A 22,987-nucleotide genomic window follows, 5' to 3' on the forward strand; every position below is an offset into this window, starting at 1 on the left:
CGCCCCTGTAGCGAGAGGTCCTAAGATCCCCCCCTTTCCTCCGTAGAGCGTATGCGGTATTAATCCGGCTTTCGCCGGGCTATCCCCCACTACAGGACACGTTCCGATGTATTACTCACCCGTTCGCCACTCGCCACCAGGGTTGCCCCCGTGCTGCCGTTCGACTTGCATGTGTAAGGCATGCCGCCAGCGTTCAATCTGAGCCAGGATCAAACTCTTCAGTTCAAACCTGTTACTGTTTTTCGGTTCTGTTACGAACCGGTCGCTCACTCAACGTACTGACGAATGATCATCCTGCCAGCGCGTTTCCACCCCAGCAGGAAAACCTTCCTTTAATACTAGTGTGAGACTTGATACTTTCGCTTCCAGCAGACCCCGAAGAGTCCACTGCGCGTCGCGCATCAAGCGCCCACACTTATCGGCTGTTAATTTTTAAAGATCGATTACGCATTCACCACCCAAACCGCACCGCGCGCTGCAGGCATCAACCGCCCACCTCGCAACCACCCGGTACCGCTTCGTTCTGCGTCGCTGCATCAGCAGCAGAGAAACGAGATTATGAAGGCTCTTTTTCGTTTCGTCAACATCTTTTTTCGCTTTCGCTTAAAACCTTGTTGACGCTACGGCCGCTGGTTTCCGCCGCGGCCCTCGTTCGCAAACGAGGAGGCGAACTATAGACGAGCATCGGCTATGTGACAAGGGTTTGACGAAAATCTTTTTTAGCGGCTCACTTCCGAGTTGAATTCACTACAGCAGCCACCGGAACCGCTTCGGCCATTGCGGTGTAGCCTGCGTCGCTGGGATGGATATGGTCACCACTGTCAAAGGCGCGCTGCAGGCGATTCGGTTGCGCCGGATCGCGTAGTGCAGCGTCGAAATCTATAACGCCGTCGAAAGCGTGACTGGTTCGAATCCACTGGTTGACCGCAAGCCGGATTATCTCCCGAGGCGCCGGCAGCGATGCCGGTGTCAACGTTGCGCCGAACACCTTCACGCCACGGTGCCGTGCATCCGCAACCACCCGCTGGTAGCCGGCAATCAGATCAGCGGCTGTCACCGAGGTATGTGGGGCGTCACAGTCGAGGCCGCTACGAGCCGGCATCTCCGAAAAGTTGATGTCGTTGATTCCGATCAGCAGAATCGCCGTCTTGACGCCCGGGCGCGCCAGCACGTCCCGGTCGAAACGCCGGACGAGCGCGTCGCCGTAGCAGAGTGAGTCGCTCAATAAGCGATTGCCGCTGATGCCGAGATTGACGATCGCCGTCGAGTGGTCGCCGGTGCTGGCGAACCGACGCGCCAGCGCGTCCGGCCAGCGCCGATTCTGATTCAGACTGGAGCGCATGCCGTCGGTGATCGAGTCGCCGATTGCAGCGACGGCAGCCGATGAAGGCGCGCCCACCGACAAACCTGTTACCCACACATATTGCATGAACCGGCCGCGAAACGACTCAGCAGAAGCGTCGGCGGTGTGATTACCCGGCACGGAAACGAAGTTCAACTGGTTAGAGACCCGATGCCACGCCACGATTCGTTGTTCCGGCCCCATGAACGCACTAATCGCATAGGGCGCGCCTTCGGCGATGTCGATAGCAATCGGGTCGCTGTCCAACTCCGCGCCCGGCGGCACACTCACCGAGCTCTTGCCGCCAAAGGTCACGCGCGTCTCGCCGCTGCCCAGCGCTGCTGCACCACCAGCCGAGCGCGCGAGGCGCAGCTCCTCGATGACGAGCGCCGTCTTGCCGTACTCGTTGCTGAGATGGATTCGTGCGGATTTACCGGACAGCGTCGGATAAACGATCTGGCGCACCGTGCGGCCCGCTATCTCCGGGGCGCGATATAAAGGCGGCAAATCCGACCGTTGCGGGATGGGTTGCAATGCCGTCGCCCATGCGGTGACCCAATGCGTCGGGGCTTCGGCGGCAAAAACAGTCGAGGAAAGGGCAAATTGGTAAAGCAGCGCCGCGCCACATGCGGCAGCCAGGGTGCGAATGGTCATTCGGGTGGTCAGTTCGATGCGAAACGTGCATTGTGCCCGATCGCTATGGCCATCGCGGCCAACTGCGCGCAGCTATCGTACGATCACCCGCGCCTCGTATCAGGGATGCAGTCGAACGAGTCGCGAGATGGCTATGGGTTTATCGGCGGACCGAGCGGAGCCGGACGTTTCCGGCTCGCCCGGCGCCAAGGCGCTCACCCGGGACTCCAGGCGCGACGCTGCAACGCTGCCATTCGGCTGAGGACGCACACAGCCCCACGCAAATTACACCATCTGCGCTACAGCCATTCGGTGCAAGCGCGGACGCACTACAAATCAGACCGCAGCCGACGCCCCAGTCATCTTCAACGCGAGCGCTTCGGCCACTTCAATCCCGTCGATGGCTGCCGAGTAGATTCCGCCGGCATACCCCGCTCCCTCGCCGGCCGGATACAAGCCCTCGACATTCATGCTCTGGTAGTCGTCCCGCCGCCGCACCCGGATCGGCGACGACGTTCTCGTCTCGACGCCTGTCAGCACGGCATCATGCATGGCAAAACCGGCGATCTTCCTGTCCATCTGCGGCAACGCTTCCCGAATCGCTTCGATCACGTAGTCGGGCAGCGCCGTGCTGAGATCGGTGGGATGCACGCCCGGCTTGTAGGACGGCACAACCGACCCCAGCGACGTAGACGGCCGCCCGGCGATAAAGTCGCCGACCAGCTGACCCGGCGCCATATAGTTGCCGCCACCCAGTTCGAACGCCCGCTCTTCCCATTTGCGCTGGAAAGCAATGCCGGCGAGCGGGCCGCCCGGATAATCGTCCGGCGTAATGCCAACGACAATTCCGGCGTTAGCATTGCGCTCCGCCCGTGAGTACTGGCTCATGCCATTGGTCACCACGCGGCCCGGCTCGGAGGTCGCCGCAACCACCGTGCCGCCCGGACACATACAGAAGCTATAAACGGCGCGCCCATTGCTGCAGTGATGCACCACCTTATAGTCGGCGGCGCCCAGTTGCTTGTGGCCGGCGAACTTGCCGAACCGGCTGCGATCGATCAACCCTTGCGGATGTTCGATCCGGAAACCAAGCGAAAACGGCTTCGCTTCGATATAGACGCCGCGGTCGTTCAGCATCTGGAAGGTATCGCGCGCGCTATGGCCGACCGCCAGCACCACATGGTCGCAGCGCAGATTCTCGCCCGTCGACAGTTTGAGCCCGCGCACCTTTCCCTGATCGATTTCGATATCGTCGACCCGCGTCTCGAAACGCACTTCGCCGCCCAACTCGTGAATGGTCGCACGCATCTTTTCGACCATACTGACAAGGCGGAACGTGCCGATATGGGGCCTGCTCAGATAAAGAATGTCCTCAGGCGCACCCGCGCGGACGAATTCATCGAGCACCTTGCGCCCGTAATGCTTCGGATCCTTGATCTGGCTGTAAAGCTTGCCGTCCGAGAAGGTACCCGCGCCGCCTTCGCCAAACTGCACGTTCGATTCAGGATTGAGCACCGACTTGCGCCACAGCCCGAAAGTATCCTTCGTGCGCTCGCGCACGGCCTTGCCGCGCTCGAGAATGATCGGGCGGAAGCCCATTTGGGCGAGGATCAGTCCGGCAAACAGGCCGCACGGCCCCATGCCGATCACGACCGGGCGCGGAGAGGTCATCTGCGCTGGTGCTTTGGCGACAAAACGGTATGTCATGTCCGGCGTCACGCCGCAGTGCGGCACGTCGGCGAGCTGCTTGAGCACGGCCGCTTCATCCTTCACCTCGACGTCGACGATGTAAGTGAGCTTGATGTCGGCGCGCTTGCGCGCGTCGTGCGCGCGACGAAACACGGTGTATCGGATGAGCCCGTCCTCGCCCACGCCGAGTTCAGCGAGGCGCGCGCGGACGGCGGCTTCGAGAACGCTCTCGGGATGGTCGAGCGGGAGTTTGATTTCGCTTAGACGTAACATGAGTGCCGGGGGATGCATGAAGGCCGCAAATCGCGGCCAATTCGCAATTTTATAGGTTAAGTGTCGGCGCGGGGCAGCGGCGCTCGCGAAACGCCTCGGCGACGAGCTCAAAGTCCCCCTATCGGTAAGCGCCGTTCGTCTCAAAAAATTTATTAACCGACCGGTCGGTTGGTTTATACTGCGCAAACACAGACAACTTCCGCAGAGAGCGTCCCCATGTACACGCAATCCCTGGATATCCCCGGCAATGTCGCCCCGCTTGACGCGGCAGCGAGTTCGCCCGAGCAGGCACAATTCGACGCGGTCATGGCCGCCGACGGCAAGATCGAAGCGCAGGACTGGATGCCTGACGCTTACCGCAAGACGCTGGTGCGGCAAATCTCGCAGCATGCGCATTCGGAAATCGTCGGCATGCTGCCGGAAGGCAATTGGATTTCCCGCGCACCCAGCCTGAAACGCAAGGCGATCCTGCTGGCCAAAGTGCAGGACGAAGCCGGCCACGGCCTTTATCTATATAGCTCGGCGGAAACGCTCGGCGTCTCGCGCGATCAGTTGATCGCCGCATTGCACTCGGGCAAAGCCAAATATTCGAGCATCTTCAACTACCCGACACCCACATGGGCGGACGTCGGCGTGATCGGCTGGCTGGTGGACGGCGCGGCGATCATGAACCAGATTCCGCTGTGCCGCTGCACTTACGGCCCATACGCACGCGCAATGATCCGTATCTGCAAGGAAGAGTCGTTCCATCAGCGTCAAGGCTTCGACGCGCTGATGTCGATGATGAGCGGCACCGAAGCACAACGCGAGTTGGTCCAGCAAGCCGTGAACCGCTGGTGGTGGCCGGTGCTGATGATGTTCGGCCCGAGCGACAAAGACTCGATCCACAGCAACCAGTCGTCGAAATGGGGCATCAAGCGCATCTCGAACGACGATCTGCGCCAGAAATTCGTCGACGCCACCGTCGACCAGGCCAAGGTGCTCGGCGTCACGCTGCCGGACCCGGACCTGAAGTGGAACGAAGCGCGTGGCCACCACGACTATGGCGACATCGACTGGGAAGAATTCTGGCGCGTCGTGAATGGCGACGGCCCGTGCAACCGCGAGCGTCTGGCGACCCGCGTGAAAGCCCACAACGAAGGCGCCTGGGTCCGTGAAGCTGCCCTCGCCCACGCCGAAAAGCAGCGCCAGCGCGCGCAACAGCAAGCTGCCTAACCGCGGCGACAAGCCGGACACAGTATCAGGAGATCAGCGATGAACAAGGAATGGCCGATTTGGGAAGTCTTCGTGCGCAGCAAGCAGGGACTCGACCATAAACACTGCGGCAGCCTGCACGCCGCCGACGCGCCCATGGCGCTACGCATGGCGCGCGACGTCTACACGCGCCGCCAGGAAGGCGTGAGCATCTGGGTGGTGCCGTCGTCGGCGATTACGGCGTCCGCGCCGGAAGACAAGGCGGAGCTGTTCGAACCGGCTGGCGACAAGATTTACCGCCACCCGACGTTCTACACGCTCCCCGACGAAGTCAACCACATGTAAGCGCGGCCATGAACATCACGCCCCAACATCTGCAGTACGTGCTGCGCCTCGCGGACACCGCGCTGATCCTCGGTCAGCGCAATGCCGAGTGGTGCGGTCACGGCCCGATCCTCGAAGAGGACATCGCGCTGTCGAACATGAGTCTGGATCTGATCGGCCAGGCGCGCCTGCTGTACACGCACGCCGCCTCGCTGGAACAGCAACTCACCGGCAAAAGCCGCACGGAAGACGACTACGCGTACTTCCGCGCCGAACGCGAGTTCGCCAACTACACGCTGGCCGAGTTACCGCATTACGGCCCGCTCGCGGGCACCGCGCAAGCCGAGAAGGACTACGCGGTCACGATCGCGCGCAATTTCCTGTACTCGACGCTGATGGCGCATCTTTGGACTGCCCTCACGACGTCGAAGGATGAACAGCTTGCAGCGATCGCCTCGAAGTCGATCAAGGAAACCAGCTATCACGTGCACCACGCGAGCGAATGGCTGATCCGCTTCGGCGACGGCACGGAGGAGTCACATCGCCGCGCGCAAGCCGCGCTCGACTATCTGCTGCCGTACACGCGTGAGTTTTTCAGCGCGGACGCGGTGGAGGAAGCCGTCGCCGCGGCCGGCATCGGCCCGCTGACGTCGGACCTCGAGGCAGCATGGCTCGAAGACGTGCAGGCCACGCTCGACAAAGCCACGCTCAAGCTACCCGAAGCGGTCAAGCACATCACGACCGGCAAGCATGGCGAGCACTCGGAACACATGGGCTTCGTGCTAGCCGAAATGCAAAGCCTCGCGCGCCAGCATCCCGGCGCCACCTGGTAAGCGCTCAACCGGAACCCGACGGAACTTCACGATGACGACCTCGACTGCCCTATCCACCGCCGACGCCACACTCGAACGCGCATGGGCCGTGCTCGAAACGGTGCCCGATCCGGAGATCCCGGTTGTGTCGATCCGTGAACTCGGCATTTTGCGCGACGTGCGACGCACCGCCGACGGCACGCTCGAAGTCGTGATCACGCCAACCTATTCCGGTTGCCCGGCGATGTCGCAGATCGCCGAAGACGTCGCTCACGCGCTCGATGTGGCCGGGCTGAAGCCGTATCGGATCGCCACGGTCCTCGCGCCGGCCTGGACCACCGACTGGATGACCGCCGACGCGCGTGAAAAGCTGCGCGCCTACGGAATCGCACCGCCGACGGGCAATTGCGGCTCCGCCGTACCGTCGCAAGAAAAAGTGCTGCGCTTCATGCCGCGTGCGCTGCCAGCGCCGTCGTGCCCCCGTTGCGGCTCGGCGCATACCGAGCGTCTCGCGCAATTCGGCTCGACAGCCTGCAAGGCGCTGTACCGCTGCCTCGACTGCCGCGAACCCTTCGACTACTTCAAACCATACTGATATGGCTACCCCGCAATTTCATCCGCTGCGTATCCGCGAAGTGCGTCCCGAAACCGCCGACGCAGTCTCGGTCGCCTTCGAAATCCCTGTTGAACTGCGCGATCAGTATCGCTTCACGCAGGGTCAGTTCGTCACGCTGAAAACGCACATCGACGGTGAGGAAACGCGCCGTTCGTATTCGATCTGCGTCGGCGTCACCGATTACGATCGCGACGGCGAACTGCGCATCGGCATCAAGCGCGTGCGCGGCGGGCGTTTCTCCAACTTCGCGTTCGACACGCTGCAGCCCGGTCATACCATTGACGTGATGACGCCGGACGGCCGCTTCTTCACCCATCTGAACGCCGACCAGGGCCAGCAGTACATCGCGTTTTCCGGCGGCTCGGGCATCACACCGGTGCTCGCGATCATCAAGACCACACTGGAAGTCGAGCCGCGCAGCACCTTCACGCTGGTTTACGGCAACCGCAGCGTCGACCAGATCATGTTCGCGGAAGAACTCGAAGATCTGAAGAACCGCTTCATGAACCGCTTCGTGCTCTATCACGTGCTGTCCGACGACCTGCAGGACGTCGAACTGTTCAACGGTGTGCTCGACCAGCAGAAGTGCGCCGCCTTCATCGAAAATCTGCTGCCGGCCGATGCAATCGACGAAGCCTTCATCTGCGGCCCCGCGCCGATGATGGATGCCGCCGAGGCCGCACTGAAAGCCGCGGGCGTGCCTTCGGCAAAAGTGCATGTGGAGCGCTTCGGTTCGCCGCTGCCGCAAGCGGGCGTGCCGCCGGTCGAAATCACCGACGACACCCCGGCCGCCGACCTCGAAATCGTCCTCGACGGAAAAAGGCGCAAGCTGCGCCTGCCGTATCAGGGCGTGAGCGTGCTCGACGTCGGCTTGCGTGCCGGCCTCGCGCTGCCGTATGCATGCAAGGGCGGCGTCTGCTGCACCTGCCGCGCGAAGGTGCTCGAAGGCGAGGTCAAGATGGAAAAGAACTACACGCTGGAAGAACATGAAATCCGCGACGGTTTCGTGCTGACTTGCCAATGCCATCCAATCAGCGATCGCGTGGTGGTGAGTTACGACGAGCGTTGAACCGAGCGCGCCGGGTGGCCATGCGACGCCCGGAACGCTTTCAGCAGGTCCGCGATCCGCTTACACTAGGGGCCGCTCTTCGATCGGACATCTGTCCCGATTGATGAGCGGCCCCTTTTGTCATTTGCGTTTTTTTGCCAGCCCAAGCCACTGCCGATGAGCACCATCCACCTCACCAACGGCGATGTCGCCGCCGAGTCACTGCGCGCCGCGCTAGCCGAGGCGGGCCTCGACGATCGCGTGCACGCACTGCGCGACGATCTGGCGGTCGGTCCGCTGCGCGGTATCGATGACGGACCCGACGTGCGAGCAGAGTTCTGGGACCGCGTCAGCACGGACACCAGGCGCGATTTTCTTCGGGAATTCCGCGAGCAGGCGGCCGCGCTGGAGAACATCGCGCGCGGTGATGCGAACCTGGTGGTCTGGCACGGCGAAAGCGCAGCCGATCAACTTATGCTGCGCCGCGTCTGCTACTACCTGCGCAACAGCCCGCAACGGCTGAATGAAGTGCGTCTGTCGATTCGCGACCTCACCGATCCGGGCGCATGGGCGCACACCCGCAAAGATCGCGCGACATCCGTCGGCATGTTCGCGCCAGCTGTACTGCAAAGGCGTCTGCCGGACGCAGCGCCGATTTCAGTTCTGCGCATTAGCCGGCTCGCGCTTGAATGGCAGGAAGCCAAACACGCGAACGGCGAGACGCGGCGCTGGCGCGACAATACTTTCACGAGCGGCAGCTTCGCCGATCTGGACGCGCTGATTCTCGAGCAGGCCACCGGCGACTGGCAGCCCGCCGCGCGTGTTGCCGCTGAACTGATGACCGCCGAACTCTGGTATCTGGTGAGCGATAGCATCGTGCTGTGGCGCTTCCGCGAACTGGCCGCGACGCGCCGCATCAAGCTGCGCGGCGACGCGAGCGCATGGCGCACGCTGGAACTGTGCGCGGCGCTTGCACCCTGTCCACATTAATAAAATAGACGACCATGGCCCGCACCCGAGCCCCCGACCACGAAACCCAGCGCGATCAGATTCTCGAGCTAGCCGCGGCGAAATTCGCGCAGACCAGCTACCCGAGCACCTCGATGGCCGACCTCGCCGCCGCGAGCGGCACCTCGAAAGCGCGCCTGTACCACTACTACGCAAGCAAGGAAGCGATCCTGTTTGATCTGCTGGACCGTTACACGAAGCGGCTGATGCTGATCATCGCCGAGGTGGAAGGTGCAAGCCAACGTCGTGGACTGTCTGAGCGGGAAACCTTCGCGGAGCTGATCCGCGCATTTCTATCCGAGTACGAGACGTCGCATAGCCGCCACGTCGCGCTCCTGAACGACGTGAAGTATCTGGTCGACACCCAGCGAGAGGTCATCCTGAACCGCCAGCGCGACGTGGTCGCGGCGTTTGCGCGGCAGCTGGCGCGCGCCTATCCGGAACGCGCCACGCGCGAAAACCAGACCGCCCTCACGATGATGGTGTTCGGCATGATCAACTGGACCTTCACCTGGCTCAAGCCGGACGGCCGGATGGGCTACCGGGAATTTGCCGAACAGGTGGTCAATATGGTGGACCACGGATTGAGCTCTGCTGAGGCCTGATTGCGCATGGCAGCATTGTTCAGAGGAAATGCATCGCACGGGTTGCCTCGACGCGACACCTTGTCACGAACGCTCGTTCAATTTATTTTTCTTTAATAATCAACGCACTAAAAATAGGTCGCCAGCTTTTTAGGCATTCCACTCAAATTTTGGTACGGGTTTTCCCTAGTATGGAGTCAGGGTTTCCGCTAAAATCGTTTTTGCGGTGCACCATGCCGCTCGATCAAAAGGAGAACCCGACCATGAACATGATTACACCCCGCGCCGCTGAGCCGATCGTCGCGCACGATCGCCTATTGCAGCCAGCCGGTCGTGCGCCTGCTCTGGTCCGCGAACTCACCGCCATCGATCGCGATCGGCTGCTGACCCACTTCCTCTCGCTCGACGAAGACGACCGCCTTCTGCGCTTCGGCCAGATCGTGCCCGACCACGTCATTGAAAACTACGTCCGCGCGATCGATTTCACGCGCGACACGGTCTTCGGCGTGTTCAATAGTCAATTGCAACTCACCGGCGTCGGCCATCTGGCGTATCTGCCGGTCGAAGGCGACAAGCGCACCGCCGAGTTCGGCGTGTCGGTGCTGGAAAGCGCCCGCGGGCAAGGTATTGGCTCGAAGCTCTTCGAGCGCGCCGCCATCCGCAGCCGCAATACGCATGTCACCATGCTTTACATGCACTGCCTGTCGCGCAATTCGACTATGATGCACATCGCGAAGAAGGCCGGCATGAAGATCGAATACGCGTACGGCGAAGCAGACGCCTATCTGACGCTGCCGCCGGCGGATCAAACGAGCATCATCGCTGAGATGCTGCAGGAGCAAGCCGCTGTGTTCGACTATGCACTTAAGCGGCAGGCGCGTCAGGCGTCGAAGTTGTTCGAATCGTTCTTGCCGACAGCTGAGGCCGCTTAAGCGGTCTGCGCTTTAGCGAAAAAAGGGCGGCCTTGTGGCTGCCCTTTTTGTTTGTCTGCCGCCTAACCGCGACCGCGCTCACAAAATCGGCAGTGCGGTCGTTTCCTTGAATTTCTCCAGCGAAAAGCTCGTCTTCACGTCGATTACAGATGGATGGTGCAGCAACTGGTCCTGCACGAAACGCGAGAAGTGCGCCATATCCTCGACCTGCACACGCAGCAAGTAATCCATGTCTCCCGTCATTGCGTGACATGCGACCACTTCCGGCCACGTCTGCACAGCTGCGCGGAAGAGATCGGCATGCGTCGCATCGCCGCGCGGACTGAGCGCCGGACCGCTGCGCTTTTCTAGCCTCACGTTGACATAAGCCAGCAGATCGAGCCCAAGCTTTTGCGCATCGAGCAGCGCGACATAGCCGCGAATCACCCCGCTCTCTTCCAGCCGACGAATACGCCTTAGGCACGGGCTCGGCGACAGATTGATGCGCTCGGCGATCTCCTGATTCGACAACCTGCCATTCTCCTGAAGGATCGCCAGAATACGTCTGTCGATGGCGTCTATCTCTATATTGGCCATTTTCTGCCATCCATTTAATAAAGTGAGCTAGAAAATAGCGTAAGCGTATCGGCGCGCGATTAAGTTCGCAAGTTTTCGTCCCCAGCCGGCCTTTACACTTGCGTCGTTCAGTCGCGCAATGCGCGCACCCCTCAACTTTGCACGGGACCGGACTAAGCGCTAAAGCGCTAACTCCGGTCGACAACTTTGTATGGGACCGGACTAAGCGCTAAAGCGCTAACTCCGGTCGACACAGGAGACAGACAATGCAGGTTTCAACTTGGGAGAACCCGGTCGGCACCGACGGCTTCGAATTCATCGAATACACCGCACCGGATCCGAAGGCGCTCGGCAAACTGTTCGAACAGATGGGCTTCACCGCCGTCGCCCGGCATCGTCACAAAGACGTGACGCTGTATCGCCAAGGCGAAATCAACTTCATCGTCAACGGGGAACAGCATTCGTTCGCGCAACGTTTCACGCGCCTGCACGGCCCGTCGATCTGTGCGATCGCGTTCCGTGTGCAGGACGCGGCGAAGGCTTACCAGCAGGCCCTGGAAAAAGGCGCCTGGGGCTTCGACAACAAGACCGGCCCGATGGAGCTGAACATCCCGGCGATCAAGGGTATCGGCGACTCGCTGATCTATTTCGTCGACCGCTGGCGCGGCAAGAACGGCGCTGAGCCGGGCACCATCGGCAACATCGATATTTACGACGTCGACTTCGAGCCGATTCCTGGCGCAAATCCGAACCCGGTCGGCCACGGTCTGACCTACATCGACCATCTGACACACAACGTCCATCGCGGCCGCATGCAGGAATGGGCGGAGTTCTATGAGCGCCTGTTCAATTTCCGGGAAGTGCGTTACTTCGACATCGAAGGCAAGGTGACCGGCGTGAAATCAAAGGCAATGACCTCGCCGTGCGGCAAAATCCGCATTCCGATCAACGAGGAAGGCTCAGACGTAGCCGGTCAAATCCAGGAGTATTTGGACCAGTACCACGGCGAAGGCATCCAGCACATCGCGCTGGGCAGCAACGACATCTACCGCACCGTGGACGGTTTGCGGGCGGCGAACATCTCGCTGCTCGATACGATCGACACGTACTATGAACTGGTCGATCGCCGTGTGCCGAACCACGGTGAGCCGCTCGACGAATTGCGTAAGCGCAAGATCCTGATCGACGGCGCACCCGAGGACTTGCTGCTGCAGATCTTCACCGAAAACCAGATCGGACCGATCTTCTTCGAGATCATCCAGCGCAAGGGCAATCAGGGCTTTGGCGAGGGTAACTTCAAGGCGTTGTTCGAATCGATCGAGCTGGATCAGATTCGCCGCGGCGTGGTTCAGGACAAGGCCTAACGGCTAAAGGCCAGCGCGGAATCTGAGAGATATAAAAAAGGGCGGGGATCTTGCGATCCTCGCCCTTCGTCGTTTATGCCGTTGCCCGACGCCCGGACAACGGCCGATTTTCAACCGACGCGTCGCACCAGCGACGCATCACGAATTCTGGTCTTCCTCGTCGGCCTTTGTGGATCGTGCAATGCGCTCCACCGCAATGCGTGCGGGCGCGACTTGCGCCGTGCTGGTGATCGCGTTCGACAGCGTCCCTGCGCTGCTCGGGCTTGAGCGCACCGGCGCGCTCATGGCGAAGAATGCGGCCGAAACCATCAGGAAAGTCTGGATGTTTCTAGTGTTCATGCGTACTCCTTTTCTAACTGCCCTGCTGTCCTGAAGCTCCACCGAATGCAGAGCGTTGCGCAGACATTGCTCGCAGGTGGGGTATTAGACAGACATTTCAACTGCGGTTCCGCAGATTTGTAGTTTTTACAGCTTGTTACAGCAGTGTTCCAGAGCGGGAAGTGTTCCGATGCACTTGTGGAAATCATGCTGCATTGCCGCATTTCTGGCGCGCAGCGGCGGGTTTTTACCAGTGCTACCATCACTTAAAACACGTCAATATGGCGACCCCGGCCCCAAGCATTCACAAGATGCCGCGGCCCAAAAAAAGTTTTGGTGATCCCAAACTGGTTGGAGGAGTACACACAATGAATGCCCCGCTAGACGCAGGTCAGCGAGCCTCGCTCGAAGCCGCGCTATCTTCCGTCACGCTCGACGACAAATACACCCTCGAACGCGGCCGCGCGTACATGAGCGGCATCCAGGCGCTGGTGCGTCTGCCGATGCTGCAGCAGGAACGCGACCAGGCCGCCGGGCTCAATACCGCCGGTTTTATCTCCGGCTACCGTGGATCGCCGCTCGGCGGACTCGACCAATCCTTGTGGAAGGCGAAACAGCATCTCGCCGCGCATCGCGTCGTATTCCAACCCGGCGTCAACGAAGACCTCGCGGCAACCGCCGTGTGGGGTTCCCAGCAGGTCAATCTGTACCCGAGCGCCAAATACGACGGCGTGTTCTCGATGTGGTACGGCAAGGGACCGGGCGTCGACCGCTCCAGCGACGTCTTCAAGCATGGCAACTCGGCTGGCTCGGCGCAACACGGCGGCGTACTCGTGCTCGCCGGCGACGACCATGCCGCCAAATCCTCGACACTCGCGCACCAGTCGGAACACATCTTCAAGGCATGTGGCCTTCCGGTGCTGTTTCCATCGAACGTACAGGAATATCTGGACTTCGGACTGCACGGCTGGGCGATGAGCCGCTATTCCGGCCTGTGGGTGGCAATGAAGTGCGTGACCGACGTGGTCGAATCGTCGGCTTCGGTCGATATCGATCCACACCGCACGAAAATCATTCTGCCGGACGACTTCGCAATGCCCGAAGGCGGCCTGAACATTCGCTGGCCGGATCCGCCACTGGTGCAGGAAGCGCGTCTACTCGACTACAAGTGGTACGCGGCGCTCGCCTATGTGCGCGCGAACAAACTGGACCGTGTTGAAATCGATTCGCCACATGCGCGTTTCGGCATCATGACCGGCGGCAAGGCCTACCTCGACGTGCGTCAGGCGCTGACCGATCTCGGTCTCGACGACGAAACCTGCTCGCGCATCGGCATCCGTCTGTATAAGGTCGGCTGTGTATGGCCGCTTGAGGCGCAAGGTGCGCAAGCGTTCGCGCGCGGTCTCGACGAAATTCTGGTGGTTGAAGAAAAGCGCCAGATTCTCGAATACGCGATCAAGGAAGAGTTGTACAACTGGCCCGATGCGCAGCGTCCGCGTGTGTTCGGCAAGTTCGACGAGAAAGACGGCGCGGGTGGCGAATGGTCGGTGCCGATGGGCAATTGGCTGCTGCCGGCCCACTACGAACTTTCGCCGGCGATCATCGCCAAGGCGATTGCCACGCGGCTCGACAAGTTCGACCTGCCGTCCGACGTGCGTGCGCGCATTGCGGCGCGCATCGCGGTAATCGAAGCGAAGGAAAAAGCCTTGGCGCGTCCGCGCATCGAAGCCGAGCGCAAGCCGTGGTTCTGCTCGGGCTGTCCGCACAACACGTCGACGAACGTCCCAGAAGGTTCCCGTGCGATGGCCGGCATCGGCTGCCACTACATGACCGTGTGGATGGACCGCAGCACCAGCACCTTCAGCCAGATGGGCGGCGAAGGCGTCGCGTGGATCGGCCAGGCGCCGTTCACCAACGACAAGCACGTGTTCGCCAACCTCGGCGACGGCACCTACTTCCATTCGGGTCTGCTCGCGATCCGCGCCGCGATCGCGTCGAAGGCGAATATCACCTACAAGATTCTCTATAACGACGCAGTCGCGATGACGGGCGGCCAGCCAGTCGACGGCGTGCTGACCGTGCCGCAAATCACGCATCAGCTCGCCGCCGAAGGCGCGACGAAGATCGTGATCGTCACCGATGAACCGGAGAAATACTCCGCCAACGTCGGTCTCGCGCCCGGCATCGACATTCACCATCGCGACAAGCTCGACGAAGTTCAGCGTCAGCTTCGCGAGATTTCCGGCACCACGATCCTGATCTATGACCAGACCTGCGCGACCGAGAAACGCCGCCGCAGGAAACGCGGCACGTATCCGGATCCGGCGCGCCGTGTCGTGATCAACGAAGCGGTGTGCGAAGGCTGCGGCGATTGCTCGGTGAAGTCGAATTGCCTCTCAGTGGAGCCGCTCGATACCGAGTACGGCACCAAGCGCCAGATCAATCAGTCGACCTGCAACAAGGACTTTTCGTGCGTGAACGGCTTTTGCCCGAGCTTCGTATCCGTCGAAGGGGGTCAGTTGCGCAAGCCGAAGGCGGCTTCGGGCATCGTCGGCGACGCGATGCCACCGGTGCCGGAACCTGAATTACCGTCGATCGCGCGCCCCTATGGGGTGCTGGTGACGGGCGTCGGCGGTACCGGCGTTGTAACGATCGGTGCATTGCTTGGGATGGCCGCGCACCTGGAAAACAAGGGCGTCACGGTACTCGACGTCACCGGCCTCGCGCAAAAGGGCGGCGCCGTGATGAGCCACGTGCAGATCGCCCAGAACCCGGCCGACATCCACGCGACCCGCATCGCAATGGGCGAAGCAAGTCTCGTGATCGGCTGCGACGCGATCGTCACCGCCAGCGACGAATGCGTCTCGCGGATGCAGGTGGGCCGTACCCGTGTCGTGCTCAATAGCGCGCACACGCCGACCGCCGAACTCATCAAGAACCCGAACTGGCGCTTCCCAGGTAGCAGCACTGAAGCGGACGTGCGTGCCGGTGCGGGCGACGATGGCGTCGATATGGTCGACGCGAATCACTTCGCCGTTGCGCTCCTCGGCGATGCGATCTACACGAATCCGTTCGTGCTCGGCTACGCATGGCAACGCGGCTGGGTGCCGCTGACCTATCAGTCACTGATGCGCGCGATCGAGCTGAACAACGTCCAGATCGAAAAGAACAGTGCGGCATTCGAATGGGGCCGCCGTGCTGCGCATGATCTGGCCTCGGTGCACAAGCTCGCGCAGTCGCAAGGGCGCGGTGCCGCAGCAGAGACGGCGAGTAGCAAGATCATCTCTCTGCACACGCCGAAGGCGCTCGACACGCTGATCGACAAGCGCGCCGACTATCTTGCAGCATGGCAAAACGGCGCGTACGCCGAGCGTTATCGCGCCCTGGTGTCGCAAGTGCGTGTGGCGGAATCGGCGCTCGATTCGATCGACGGCCAGTTGCCGTTGACCGAAGCGGTCGCAAAGAACCTGCACAAGCTGATGGCTTACAAGGACGAGTACGAAGTCGCGCGACTCTACAGCGACCCTGCGTTCATCGAAAAACTGAAGGCGAATTTCGAAGGCGACTGGAAATTGCACATTCACCTCGCGCCACCGACGTTCTCGAAGAAAGACGCGCAAGGTCATCTGGTGAAGAAGAAGTACGGACCTTGGGTGTTCAGCGCTATGCACGTGCTCGCAAAACTCAAGTTCCTGCGCGGAACCGCGCTCGACGTGTTCGGCAAGACGGAGGAGCGTCGCACGGAGCGTGCGCTGATCGTCGAATACGAAGCACTGGTGCGCGAGCTGATCGGCGGGCTGACCACGCAGAAGCGTGAACTGGCGGTCGAGCTGGCGAATCTGCCGGACGGCATCCGCGGCTACGGGCACGTGAAGGAAAATAATCTGAAGGGCGTACGGGTCAAGTGGAACGATTTGCTGACGCGCTGGCGCTCGCCGGAAACGGGAAAGACGCAACACGCGGCATGATCTTGCCGGCTTGACCGGCTGGCCTCGGGCTGAAATGGAAAAGGCGGCTGTCCTCGCGGACAGTCGCCTTTTTTTTGCCTGTTTCGACACGTGATGCGTGTGTACAAGAACAAGCGGTACTGCTCCTTCCAACAACACAACAACCAACCAAAAACAAACACTACCAAACAGCAACTACAACTATGAACTGCTACTGCAACTACAAACTGCTACCTCAACCACCAACTGCTACTTCAACCACCAACTGCTACTTCAACCACCAACTGCTACTTCAACCACCAACTGCTACTTCAACCGCCAACTGCTACTTCAACCACCAACTGCTACTTCAACCACCAACTGCTACTTCAACCACCAACTGCTACTTCAACTACCAACTGCTACTTCAACCACCAACTGCTACTTCAACCACCAACTGCTACTTCAACTACCAACTGCTACTTCAACCACCAACTGCTACTTCAACTACCAACTGCTACTTCAACTACCAACTGCTACTTCAACCACCAACTGCCACTTCAACTACCAACTGCCACTTCAACCACCAACTGCCACTTCAACCACCAACTGCTACTTCAACCACCAACTGCTACTTCAACCACCAACTGCTACTTCAACCACCAACTGCTACTTCAACCACCAACTGCCACTTCAACTACCAACTGCCACTTCAACTACCAACTACAACCACACACACTTACCACCAGTACTGCAACCCATTGGTACTACTGTCTTCACCATCAGAACTACTACTGCCACTACGAACCTCTCAACACCAGAGGAAGCGCAGCGCCTGACTCGATGCAAGGATTGACCAGCCGACTGTTCCGTTGCCATCGCGTTGTGCTGCGCTTCAGAAGTAACTTTACAAAAGTGTCACAGCGAATCGAATAGGAGCATTCTTAAAGCTCGCCTAGCCACCTAAGAATTTCTCAGATCAACGGCCACAAGAATAAGAACGCGCACATAAAAAACGCCACGGAATCGACTTCCGTGGCGTTCTCTTAGCTTTCCAGCGACCGCCGCAATGCAGCGCCGCGTCAAGCATCAGCCTATTCGCATTACTGCGCGCTCACCCGCTTGCGTGCGTTTGCCGAAGCCACCGCCGTCATGTTGATGATACGGCGCACGGTCGCAGCCGGCGTCAGGATGTGCACCGGCTTTTCCGCGCCCAGCAGGAACGGACCCACCGTCACGCCTTCGCCGCCGATCATCTTCAGCAGGTTGTACGTGATATTCGCCGCTTCCACGTTCGGCATGATCAGCAGGTTCGCTTCGCCGGTCAGCGTCGTGCCCGGGAACGCAGCCTTGCGGACTGCTTCCGACAACGCCGCGTCGCCGTGCATCTCACCGTCGATCTCGAGTGAAGGCGCACGTTCAGCGATCAGCTTACGAGCCGCGGCCATACGTTGCGATGACGAAGACGGCGCGCTGCCGAAGTTCGAATTCGACAGCAACGCAACCTTCGGCGTGATACCGAATTTCTCGATTTCACGCGAAGCCAGCATCGTCATGTCCGCGAGCTGCTCGGCGGTCGGCGTTTCGTTCACGTACGTGTCGCAGATGAACAGGTTACGGCCCGGCAGCATCAGCAGATTCATGGCAGCGAAGTTCTGCACGTTATCCGCCTTGCCCAACGCCTGCTCGATGAACTTCAGATGCGTGTGGTACTGGCCGATCATCCCGCAGATCATGCCGTCGGCTTCGCCGAGCCGCACCAGGATCGCGCCAATCAGCGTGTTGAACTTGCGCATTGCGGCCTTCGCGACGTCCGGCGTCACGCCTTCGCGAGCGCCGAGTTCGTGGTATGCCTGCCAGCATTGCTGATAGCGCGGATCGTCTTCCGGATCGACGACTTCGAAGTCTTCACCGCACTTCAGCTTCGAGCCCATCTTCTTCAGACGCATCTCGATCACCGACGGACGGCCGACCAGAATCGGCTTGGCGATCTTTTCCAGCAGCACGAATTGCGCGGCGCGCAGCACGCGCTCGTCTTCGCCTTCGGCGAACACGATGCGCGCCGGCTCTGACTTCGCTGCGGCGAACACCGGACGCATCACCATGCCAGTGCGATACACCGTCGTGCCGAGTTCTTCGCGGTACGCGTCCATATCCTTGATCGGACGGGTCGCGACGCCCGAGTCCATCGCGGCTTGCGCGACAGCCGGCGCGATCTTGATGATCAGGCGCGGATCGAACGGCTTCGGAATCAGGTATTCCGGGCCGAATTCGAGCGAGTGACCTTCATACGCCTTGGCGACTTCATCGCCCTGATCGGTTTCTTCGGCCAGTTCGGCAATCGCGCGCACGCACGCGAGCTTCATTTCTTCCGTGATCGTGGTCGCGCCGACATCCAGCGCGCCGCGGAAGATGAACGGGAAGCACAGCACGTTGTTGACCTGGTTCGGGTAGTCCGAACGGCCCGTCGCGATGATGCAGTCCGGGCGCACCTTCTTCGCTTCTTCCGGACGGATTTCCGGTTCCGGATTCGCCAGCGCCAGGATCAGCGGCTGCGTGCCCATTTCGGCGACCATTTCCGGCTTCAGCACGCCGGCGCTCGAGCAGCCGAGGAACACATCGGCGCCGCGGATCGCGTCAGCCAGCGTGCGTGCTTCGGTGTTCGCCGCGTAACGTTCCTTCGACGGATCCAGATTGCCGCGACCTTCATAGATCACGCCCTTCGAGTCCGTGACCAGCACGTTCTTTTTCGACAGGCCCAGGTTCACCAGCAGATCCAGACACGCGATCGCAGCCGCGCCCGCGCCCGAACACACCAGCTTCACTTCGTCGAGTTTCTTGCCGACCACTTTCAGGCCGTTCAGGATCGCCGCCGAAGCGATGATCGCAGTACCGTGCTGATCGTCGTGGAAGACGGGAATCTTCATGCGCTCGCGTAGCTTCTTTTCGATGTAGAAGCATTCCGGCGCCTTGATGTCTTCAAGGTTGATGCCGCCCAGCGTGGGCTCGAGCATCGCGATCGCTTCAACCAGCTTGTCCGGATCGGACTCGGAGAGTTCGATGTCGAACACGTCGATGCCGGCGAACTTCTTGAACAGACAACCCTTGCCTTCCATCACCGGCTTCGCGGCGAGCGGGCCGATATTGCCAAGACCGAGCACGGCCGTGCCGTTCGTGATCACACCGACGAGGTTGCCGCGCGAGGTGTACTTCTGCGCGTCGAGCGGGTCTTCGTAGATCGCCATGCAGGCCGCGGCGACGCCCGGCGAATAGGCGAGCGACAAGTCGAGCTGGTTCGACAGTGGCTTGGTGGGGGTGACCGAAATCTTGCCGGGTTTCGGAAACTGGTGGTATGCGAGAGCGCTTTGCTTAAGTTGTTCGTCCATTTTTTGGCCTGCGAGACGTAAGTAATTGGGCCCGGCACACCGCAACGTTGGCGTCGCTTCGCGTCTATCGAATGGATAATCGACTGCGGCGGTTTTCGCATGCGCCGGTTGGGCGCGGCGTCGAACCTCGGCGGAGGGTAAGACGGTGCGGAGTGCTACGCGGGTCGGTTAGTGTACACCCCGAACGTGTCGATGCACTGACTGGTTAACACGGCACACCATCGGCGAAACAGCGGCCGGCAATGCTGCATCGCCGCATCCCGCGGCCACTTCGCTTACGGCCGTGCATGCGTCACGCGCGCGTCATTCGAGCTCGGCGCCGCGTCGTTCGGGAATCAGAAAGAGGGTCGCGAAGACGTCGAGCAGATAGATCGATGCGAGCAAAGCGAGCGCGGCGCCGAACGAATAACGTGCAGCCAATGCGCCCACGACCACCGGTCCGAAACCGCCAACCGCTCGGCCGATATTGAACAACACGTTCTGCGCGGTGGCGCGTGCCTCGGTCGGATAGAGCTCGGAGATCAGTGCGCCATAGCCGCCGATCATCCCGTTGACGAACACGCCCATGGCCGCACCGCCGATCAGCAGCGCCATCGGCGTTGTCAGATGGGCGTAGACGAATACCATCACCACCGCGCCCACCTGGTAGAACAGGAACGTCGGCTTGCGGCCGAACCGGTCGGCGGCCATGCCGAACAGCCAGATGCCACACGCCATGCCGAGAACCGTCGCGGCGGTCCACACCCCGGACCTGGTCAGCGAATAGCCGAACGTCTTCGACAAATAGCTCGGAAGCCAGATCATCAGACCGTAATAGCCGAAGTTCTGTACTGAACAGAGAATCGCGACGCCGATGCTGGCGCGGGCGGTGCGTCCGTCGGCCACCAGCAATTTGAGCGGCAGCTTACGCATTCCACGGGCGACGCGCTCGGTGAACAGCGCCGGTTCCTCGACGCTGCGCCGCACGAAAAACGACACCACGGCAGGCAACAGTCCGAGTGCGAACATGCCGCGCCAGCCGATCACCAGCAGCAGCAACGGCGTCAGCAACGCGGCAGCCAGCACCCCGAGTTGCCACCCGAGCCCGACATAGGACGACACGCGCGCCCGCTGCGACGCCGGCCACGCTTCAGCCACGAGCGTCATACCGATGCCGAACTCGCCGCCGAGGCCAATGCCGGCAATGGTCCGATAAGCCAGCAGGTCGGTATAACCCTGCGCCAGCGCGCAGAGGCCGGTAAAGACGGCGAAAATCAAAATCGTCCAAGTCAGCATTCGCACGCGGCCGAAATAGTCGCTTAAAACGCCGAAAATCAGGCCGCCGGCGACCGCGCCAATCAGCGTCCACGTAACTAGCGAGCCTGCCTGCGCTGAGCTCAGATGCAGATCCGCAGCAATCACCGGCAGCATGAAGCCGAGGATCAGCAGATCGAAGCCGTCCATCGCGTAACCGAGCACCGAAGCGATCAGTGCGCGGCCTGCATAGCCACTCCTGACAGGGCCGCTTTCGGCAGGTTCACGGGTCTCGGTGGCAGAAGGAGCGGCAGTCATTGAAAGCATTCCGTAGAACATGGAGCGACCAACGCACGAGGCCGCCAGGAAACTCGCGTGAGTGTAAAGGCGCCCCAAGCCACTCACAAGCAAGCCCAAAAGCAGGCCAGATAACAGCCCGGGGAGCAGCAACGATGCGGCCCCGAACGAAGCTTGTAAGCCCCGTTCAGCGCGGCCGTTATGACGGTCATTCGCCGCCAGCACGCACGACGGCCTCCTCGGGAGAGCCCATTTCGGGTAAAATGTCGGCCTACGCGCGCAGCAAAAACCGGCCTGCACTCCACTGACCGGCTGTGTATTTGCCTATCAAGGCGCCGCCCATCACGGCGCGGCATACCCCGCTTGCTGTGCCACCGGGCCCCGCGCCCGCTTCTCCTCGCTCACACCCAAGGATCCGCCCATGACAGGCTTCGATCGCCAGACGATCTCCGACACCACCGCCAAGATGCTGCTGGAAGTGCAAGCAGTGCACTTCAACGCGGAGAAACCGTACATTTTCACGTCCGGCTGGGCGAGCCCGGTTTATATCGACTGCCGCAAGCTGATCTCGTATCCGCGCGTGCGCCGCGGCCTGATGGAAATGGCCGAAGCCACCATCCTGCGCGACGTCGGCTATGAGCAGATCGACGCGGTGGCCGGTGGCGAAACCGCCGGCATCCCGTTCGCGGCATGGCTCTCCGACCGCCTGATGGTGCCGATGCAATACGTGCGCAAGAAGCCGAAGGGTTTCGGCCGTAACGCGCAGATCGAAGGTCTGCTGACCGAAGGCCAACGCGTGCTGCTGGTCGAAGATCTGACCACGGACAGCCGCAGCAAGATCAACTTCATCAATGCGCTGCGCACCGCCGGCGCGACGGTGAACCATTGCTTCGTGCTGTTCCACTACAACATCTTCAAGGAAAGCGTGTCGGTGCTGAAAGACATCGACGTCGATCTGCACGCGCTTGCCACGTGGTGGGACGTGTTGCGCGTCGCCAAGGCAAACAACTACTTCGACACCAAGACGCTCGACGAAGTGGAAAAATTCCTGCACGCGCCGGCCGAATGGTCGGCGGCACACGGCGGCGCCAACGCAACGCCGCAGTAAGCGCAGCCGCTCAATGCGGATTGAATAAAAAAGGCCGCCTGTGATGTGAACTGCACCCCAAAAGTTGGACACCCGTCCAACGATTTGGGGTGTTTTTTCATGAGCAGGTACAGCGCGCGGTTCAAGCAATCGGTTGTCGAAGACTATCTGTCTGGCAGAGGTGGTGGTGGTAGGGAGGTGGCCCGCCGACACTGCATTGACCACGGCACGGTGCGCAAATGGGTGGCGGCCTGGCGCTTGCACGGCAAAGATGCGTTCAGGAAGAAATACAGTCACTATGACGCCCGGTTCAAGCTGAAGGTGCTGCGGTTCATGCAGACACAGGCGTTGTCGTGTCGGCAGACC

At 60.9% G+C, this 22,987-nt stretch carries 18 protein-coding genes and 1 rRNA gene; 12 read left to right on the forward strand and 7 right to left on the reverse strand.

The features are described from left to right. From HHL24_RS41140 to HHL24_RS41150, 3 genes are all read right to left on the reverse strand, one after another. A 16S ribosomal RNA gene (locus tag HHL24_RS41140) occupies positions 1-225 on the reverse strand; the annotation flags it as partial. Positions 226-727: 502 nt separating this feature from the next. Then, positions 728-1,996, reverse strand: coding sequence for an SGNH/GDSL hydrolase family protein (locus HHL24_RS41145; RefSeq protein ID WP_169491008.1), 1,269 nt, complete (start codon positions 1,994-1,996; stop codon positions 728-730). 315 nt (positions 1,997-2,311) lie between these two features. Beyond that, positions 2,312-3,937: an NAD(P)/FAD-dependent oxidoreductase gene (locus tag HHL24_RS41150; protein WP_169491009.1), complete on the reverse strand. Its 1,626-nt coding sequence runs from the start codon at positions 3,935-3,937 to the stop codon at positions 2,312-2,314. Between the two features lie 216 nt (positions 3,938-4,153). On the opposite strand from HHL24_RS41150, the gene paaA reads away from it, so the two are divergent. The 8 genes from paaA (at position 4,154) to HHL24_RS41190 (ending at position 10,455) form a co-directional block, all read left to right on the forward strand. Next, a complete protein-coding gene (gene paaA, locus HHL24_RS41155) occupies positions 4,154-5,152 on the forward strand; it encodes a 1,2-phenylacetyl-CoA epoxidase subunit PaaA (RefSeq protein WP_169491010.1) in 999 nt (332 codons plus the stop codon). A gap of 39 nt (positions 5,153-5,191) precedes the next feature. Further along, complete coding sequence (gene paaB / locus HHL24_RS41160; RefSeq protein ID WP_007179854.1) at positions 5,192-5,476, forward strand: 1,2-phenylacetyl-CoA epoxidase subunit PaaB; 285 nt, start codon at positions 5,192-5,194, stop codon at positions 5,474-5,476. An 8-nt stretch (positions 5,477-5,484) separates the two neighbouring features. Continuing rightward, positions 5,485-6,288, forward strand: a complete 804-nt coding sequence (gene paaC, locus HHL24_RS41165) for a 1,2-phenylacetyl-CoA epoxidase subunit PaaC (protein ID WP_169491011.1) — start codon at positions 5,485-5,487, stop codon at positions 6,286-6,288. A 31-nt stretch (positions 6,289-6,319) separates the two neighbouring features. Beyond that, positions 6,320-6,862: a 1,2-phenylacetyl-CoA epoxidase subunit PaaD gene (gene paaD / locus HHL24_RS41170; protein WP_169491012.1), complete on the forward strand. Its 543-nt coding sequence runs from the start codon at positions 6,320-6,322 to the stop codon at positions 6,860-6,862. A gap of 1 nt (position 6,863) precedes the next feature. Continuing rightward, the gene (gene paaE, locus HHL24_RS41175; RefSeq protein ID WP_169491013.1) at positions 6,864-7,952 is read left to right on the forward strand and encodes a 1,2-phenylacetyl-CoA epoxidase subunit PaaE; all 1,089 of its coding nucleotides are present in this window, start codon (positions 6,864-6,866) and stop codon (positions 7,950-7,952) included. Between the two features lie 156 nt (positions 7,953-8,108). Then, entirely contained in the window at positions 8,109-8,921 is an 813-nt protein-coding gene (locus tag HHL24_RS41180; RefSeq protein ID WP_169491014.1) for a DUF1835 domain-containing protein, read from the forward strand. A gap of 14 nt (positions 8,922-8,935) precedes the next feature. After that, positions 8,936-9,544: a TetR/AcrR family transcriptional regulator gene (locus HHL24_RS41185; RefSeq protein WP_169491015.1), complete on the forward strand. Its 609-nt coding sequence runs from the start codon at positions 8,936-8,938 to the stop codon at positions 9,542-9,544. Between the two features lie 242 nt (positions 9,545-9,786). Then, complete coding sequence (locus HHL24_RS41190; RefSeq protein WP_169491016.1) at positions 9,787-10,455, forward strand: GNAT family N-acetyltransferase; 669 nt, start codon at positions 9,787-9,789, stop codon at positions 10,453-10,455. A 78-nt stretch (positions 10,456-10,533) separates the two neighbouring features. Here the strand turns inward: HHL24_RS41190 and HHL24_RS41195 are convergent, their stop codons facing one another. Further along, positions 10,534-11,031 (reverse strand): Lrp/AsnC family transcriptional regulator, encoded by a 498-nt coding sequence (locus tag HHL24_RS41195; protein ID WP_169491017.1) that lies wholly within the window; start codon positions 11,029-11,031, stop codon positions 10,534-10,536. Between the two features lie 245 nt (positions 11,032-11,276). Here HHL24_RS41195 and hppD point away from each other — a divergent pair, with 245 nt between their 5' ends. After that, positions 11,277-12,374 (forward strand): 4-hydroxyphenylpyruvate dioxygenase, encoded by a 1,098-nt coding sequence (hppD, locus tag HHL24_RS41200; RefSeq protein WP_169491018.1) that lies wholly within the window; start codon positions 11,277-11,279, stop codon positions 12,372-12,374. Positions 12,375-12,512: 138 nt separating this feature from the next. Here hppD and HHL24_RS41205 read toward each other — a convergent pair whose 3' ends face one another. Next, the gene (locus HHL24_RS41205; RefSeq protein WP_169491019.1) at positions 12,513-12,713 is read right to left on the reverse strand and encodes a hypothetical protein; all 201 of its coding nucleotides are present in this window, start codon (positions 12,711-12,713) and stop codon (positions 12,513-12,515) included. Positions 12,714-13,060: 347 nt separating this feature from the next. Between HHL24_RS41205 and HHL24_RS41210 the strand changes: the two genes are divergently transcribed. Then, positions 13,061-16,660, forward strand: coding sequence for an indolepyruvate ferredoxin oxidoreductase family protein (locus HHL24_RS41210; protein WP_169491020.1), 3,600 nt, complete (start codon positions 13,061-13,063; stop codon positions 16,658-16,660). A 1,061-nt stretch (positions 16,661-17,721) separates the two neighbouring features. Here the strand turns inward: HHL24_RS41210 and HHL24_RS41215 are convergent. Together HHL24_RS41215 and HHL24_RS41220 are read right to left on the reverse strand one after the other, a co-directional pair. Continuing rightward, the gene (locus HHL24_RS41215; RefSeq protein ID WP_169491021.1) at positions 17,722-20,004 is read right to left on the reverse strand and encodes an NADP-dependent malic enzyme; all 2,283 of its coding nucleotides are present in this window, start codon (positions 20,002-20,004) and stop codon (positions 17,722-17,724) included. Positions 20,005-20,307: 303 nt separating this feature from the next. Continuing rightward, positions 20,308-21,555, reverse strand: coding sequence for an MFS transporter (locus HHL24_RS41220; protein ID WP_169491022.1), 1,248 nt, complete (start codon positions 21,553-21,555; stop codon positions 20,308-20,310). Between the two features lie 400 nt (positions 21,556-21,955). On the opposite strand from HHL24_RS41220, the gene HHL24_RS41225 reads away from it, so the two are divergent. Both HHL24_RS41225 and HHL24_RS41230 read left to right on the forward strand, forming a co-directional pair. After that, a complete protein-coding gene (locus HHL24_RS41225) occupies positions 21,956-22,642 on the forward strand; it encodes an orotate phosphoribosyltransferase (RefSeq protein WP_074281967.1) in 687 nt (228 codons plus the stop codon). A 99-nt stretch (positions 22,643-22,741) separates the two neighbouring features. After that, the coding region (locus HHL24_RS41230; RefSeq protein WP_169485134.1) for a helix-turn-helix domain-containing protein at positions 22,742-22,987 on the forward strand (246 nt) is incomplete at its 3' end.

The sequence above is a fragment of the Paraburkholderia polaris genome (assembly GCF_012927345.1).
Taxonomy (GTDB): Bacteria; Pseudomonadota; Gammaproteobacteria; order Burkholderiales; family Burkholderiaceae; genus Paraburkholderia; species Paraburkholderia polaris.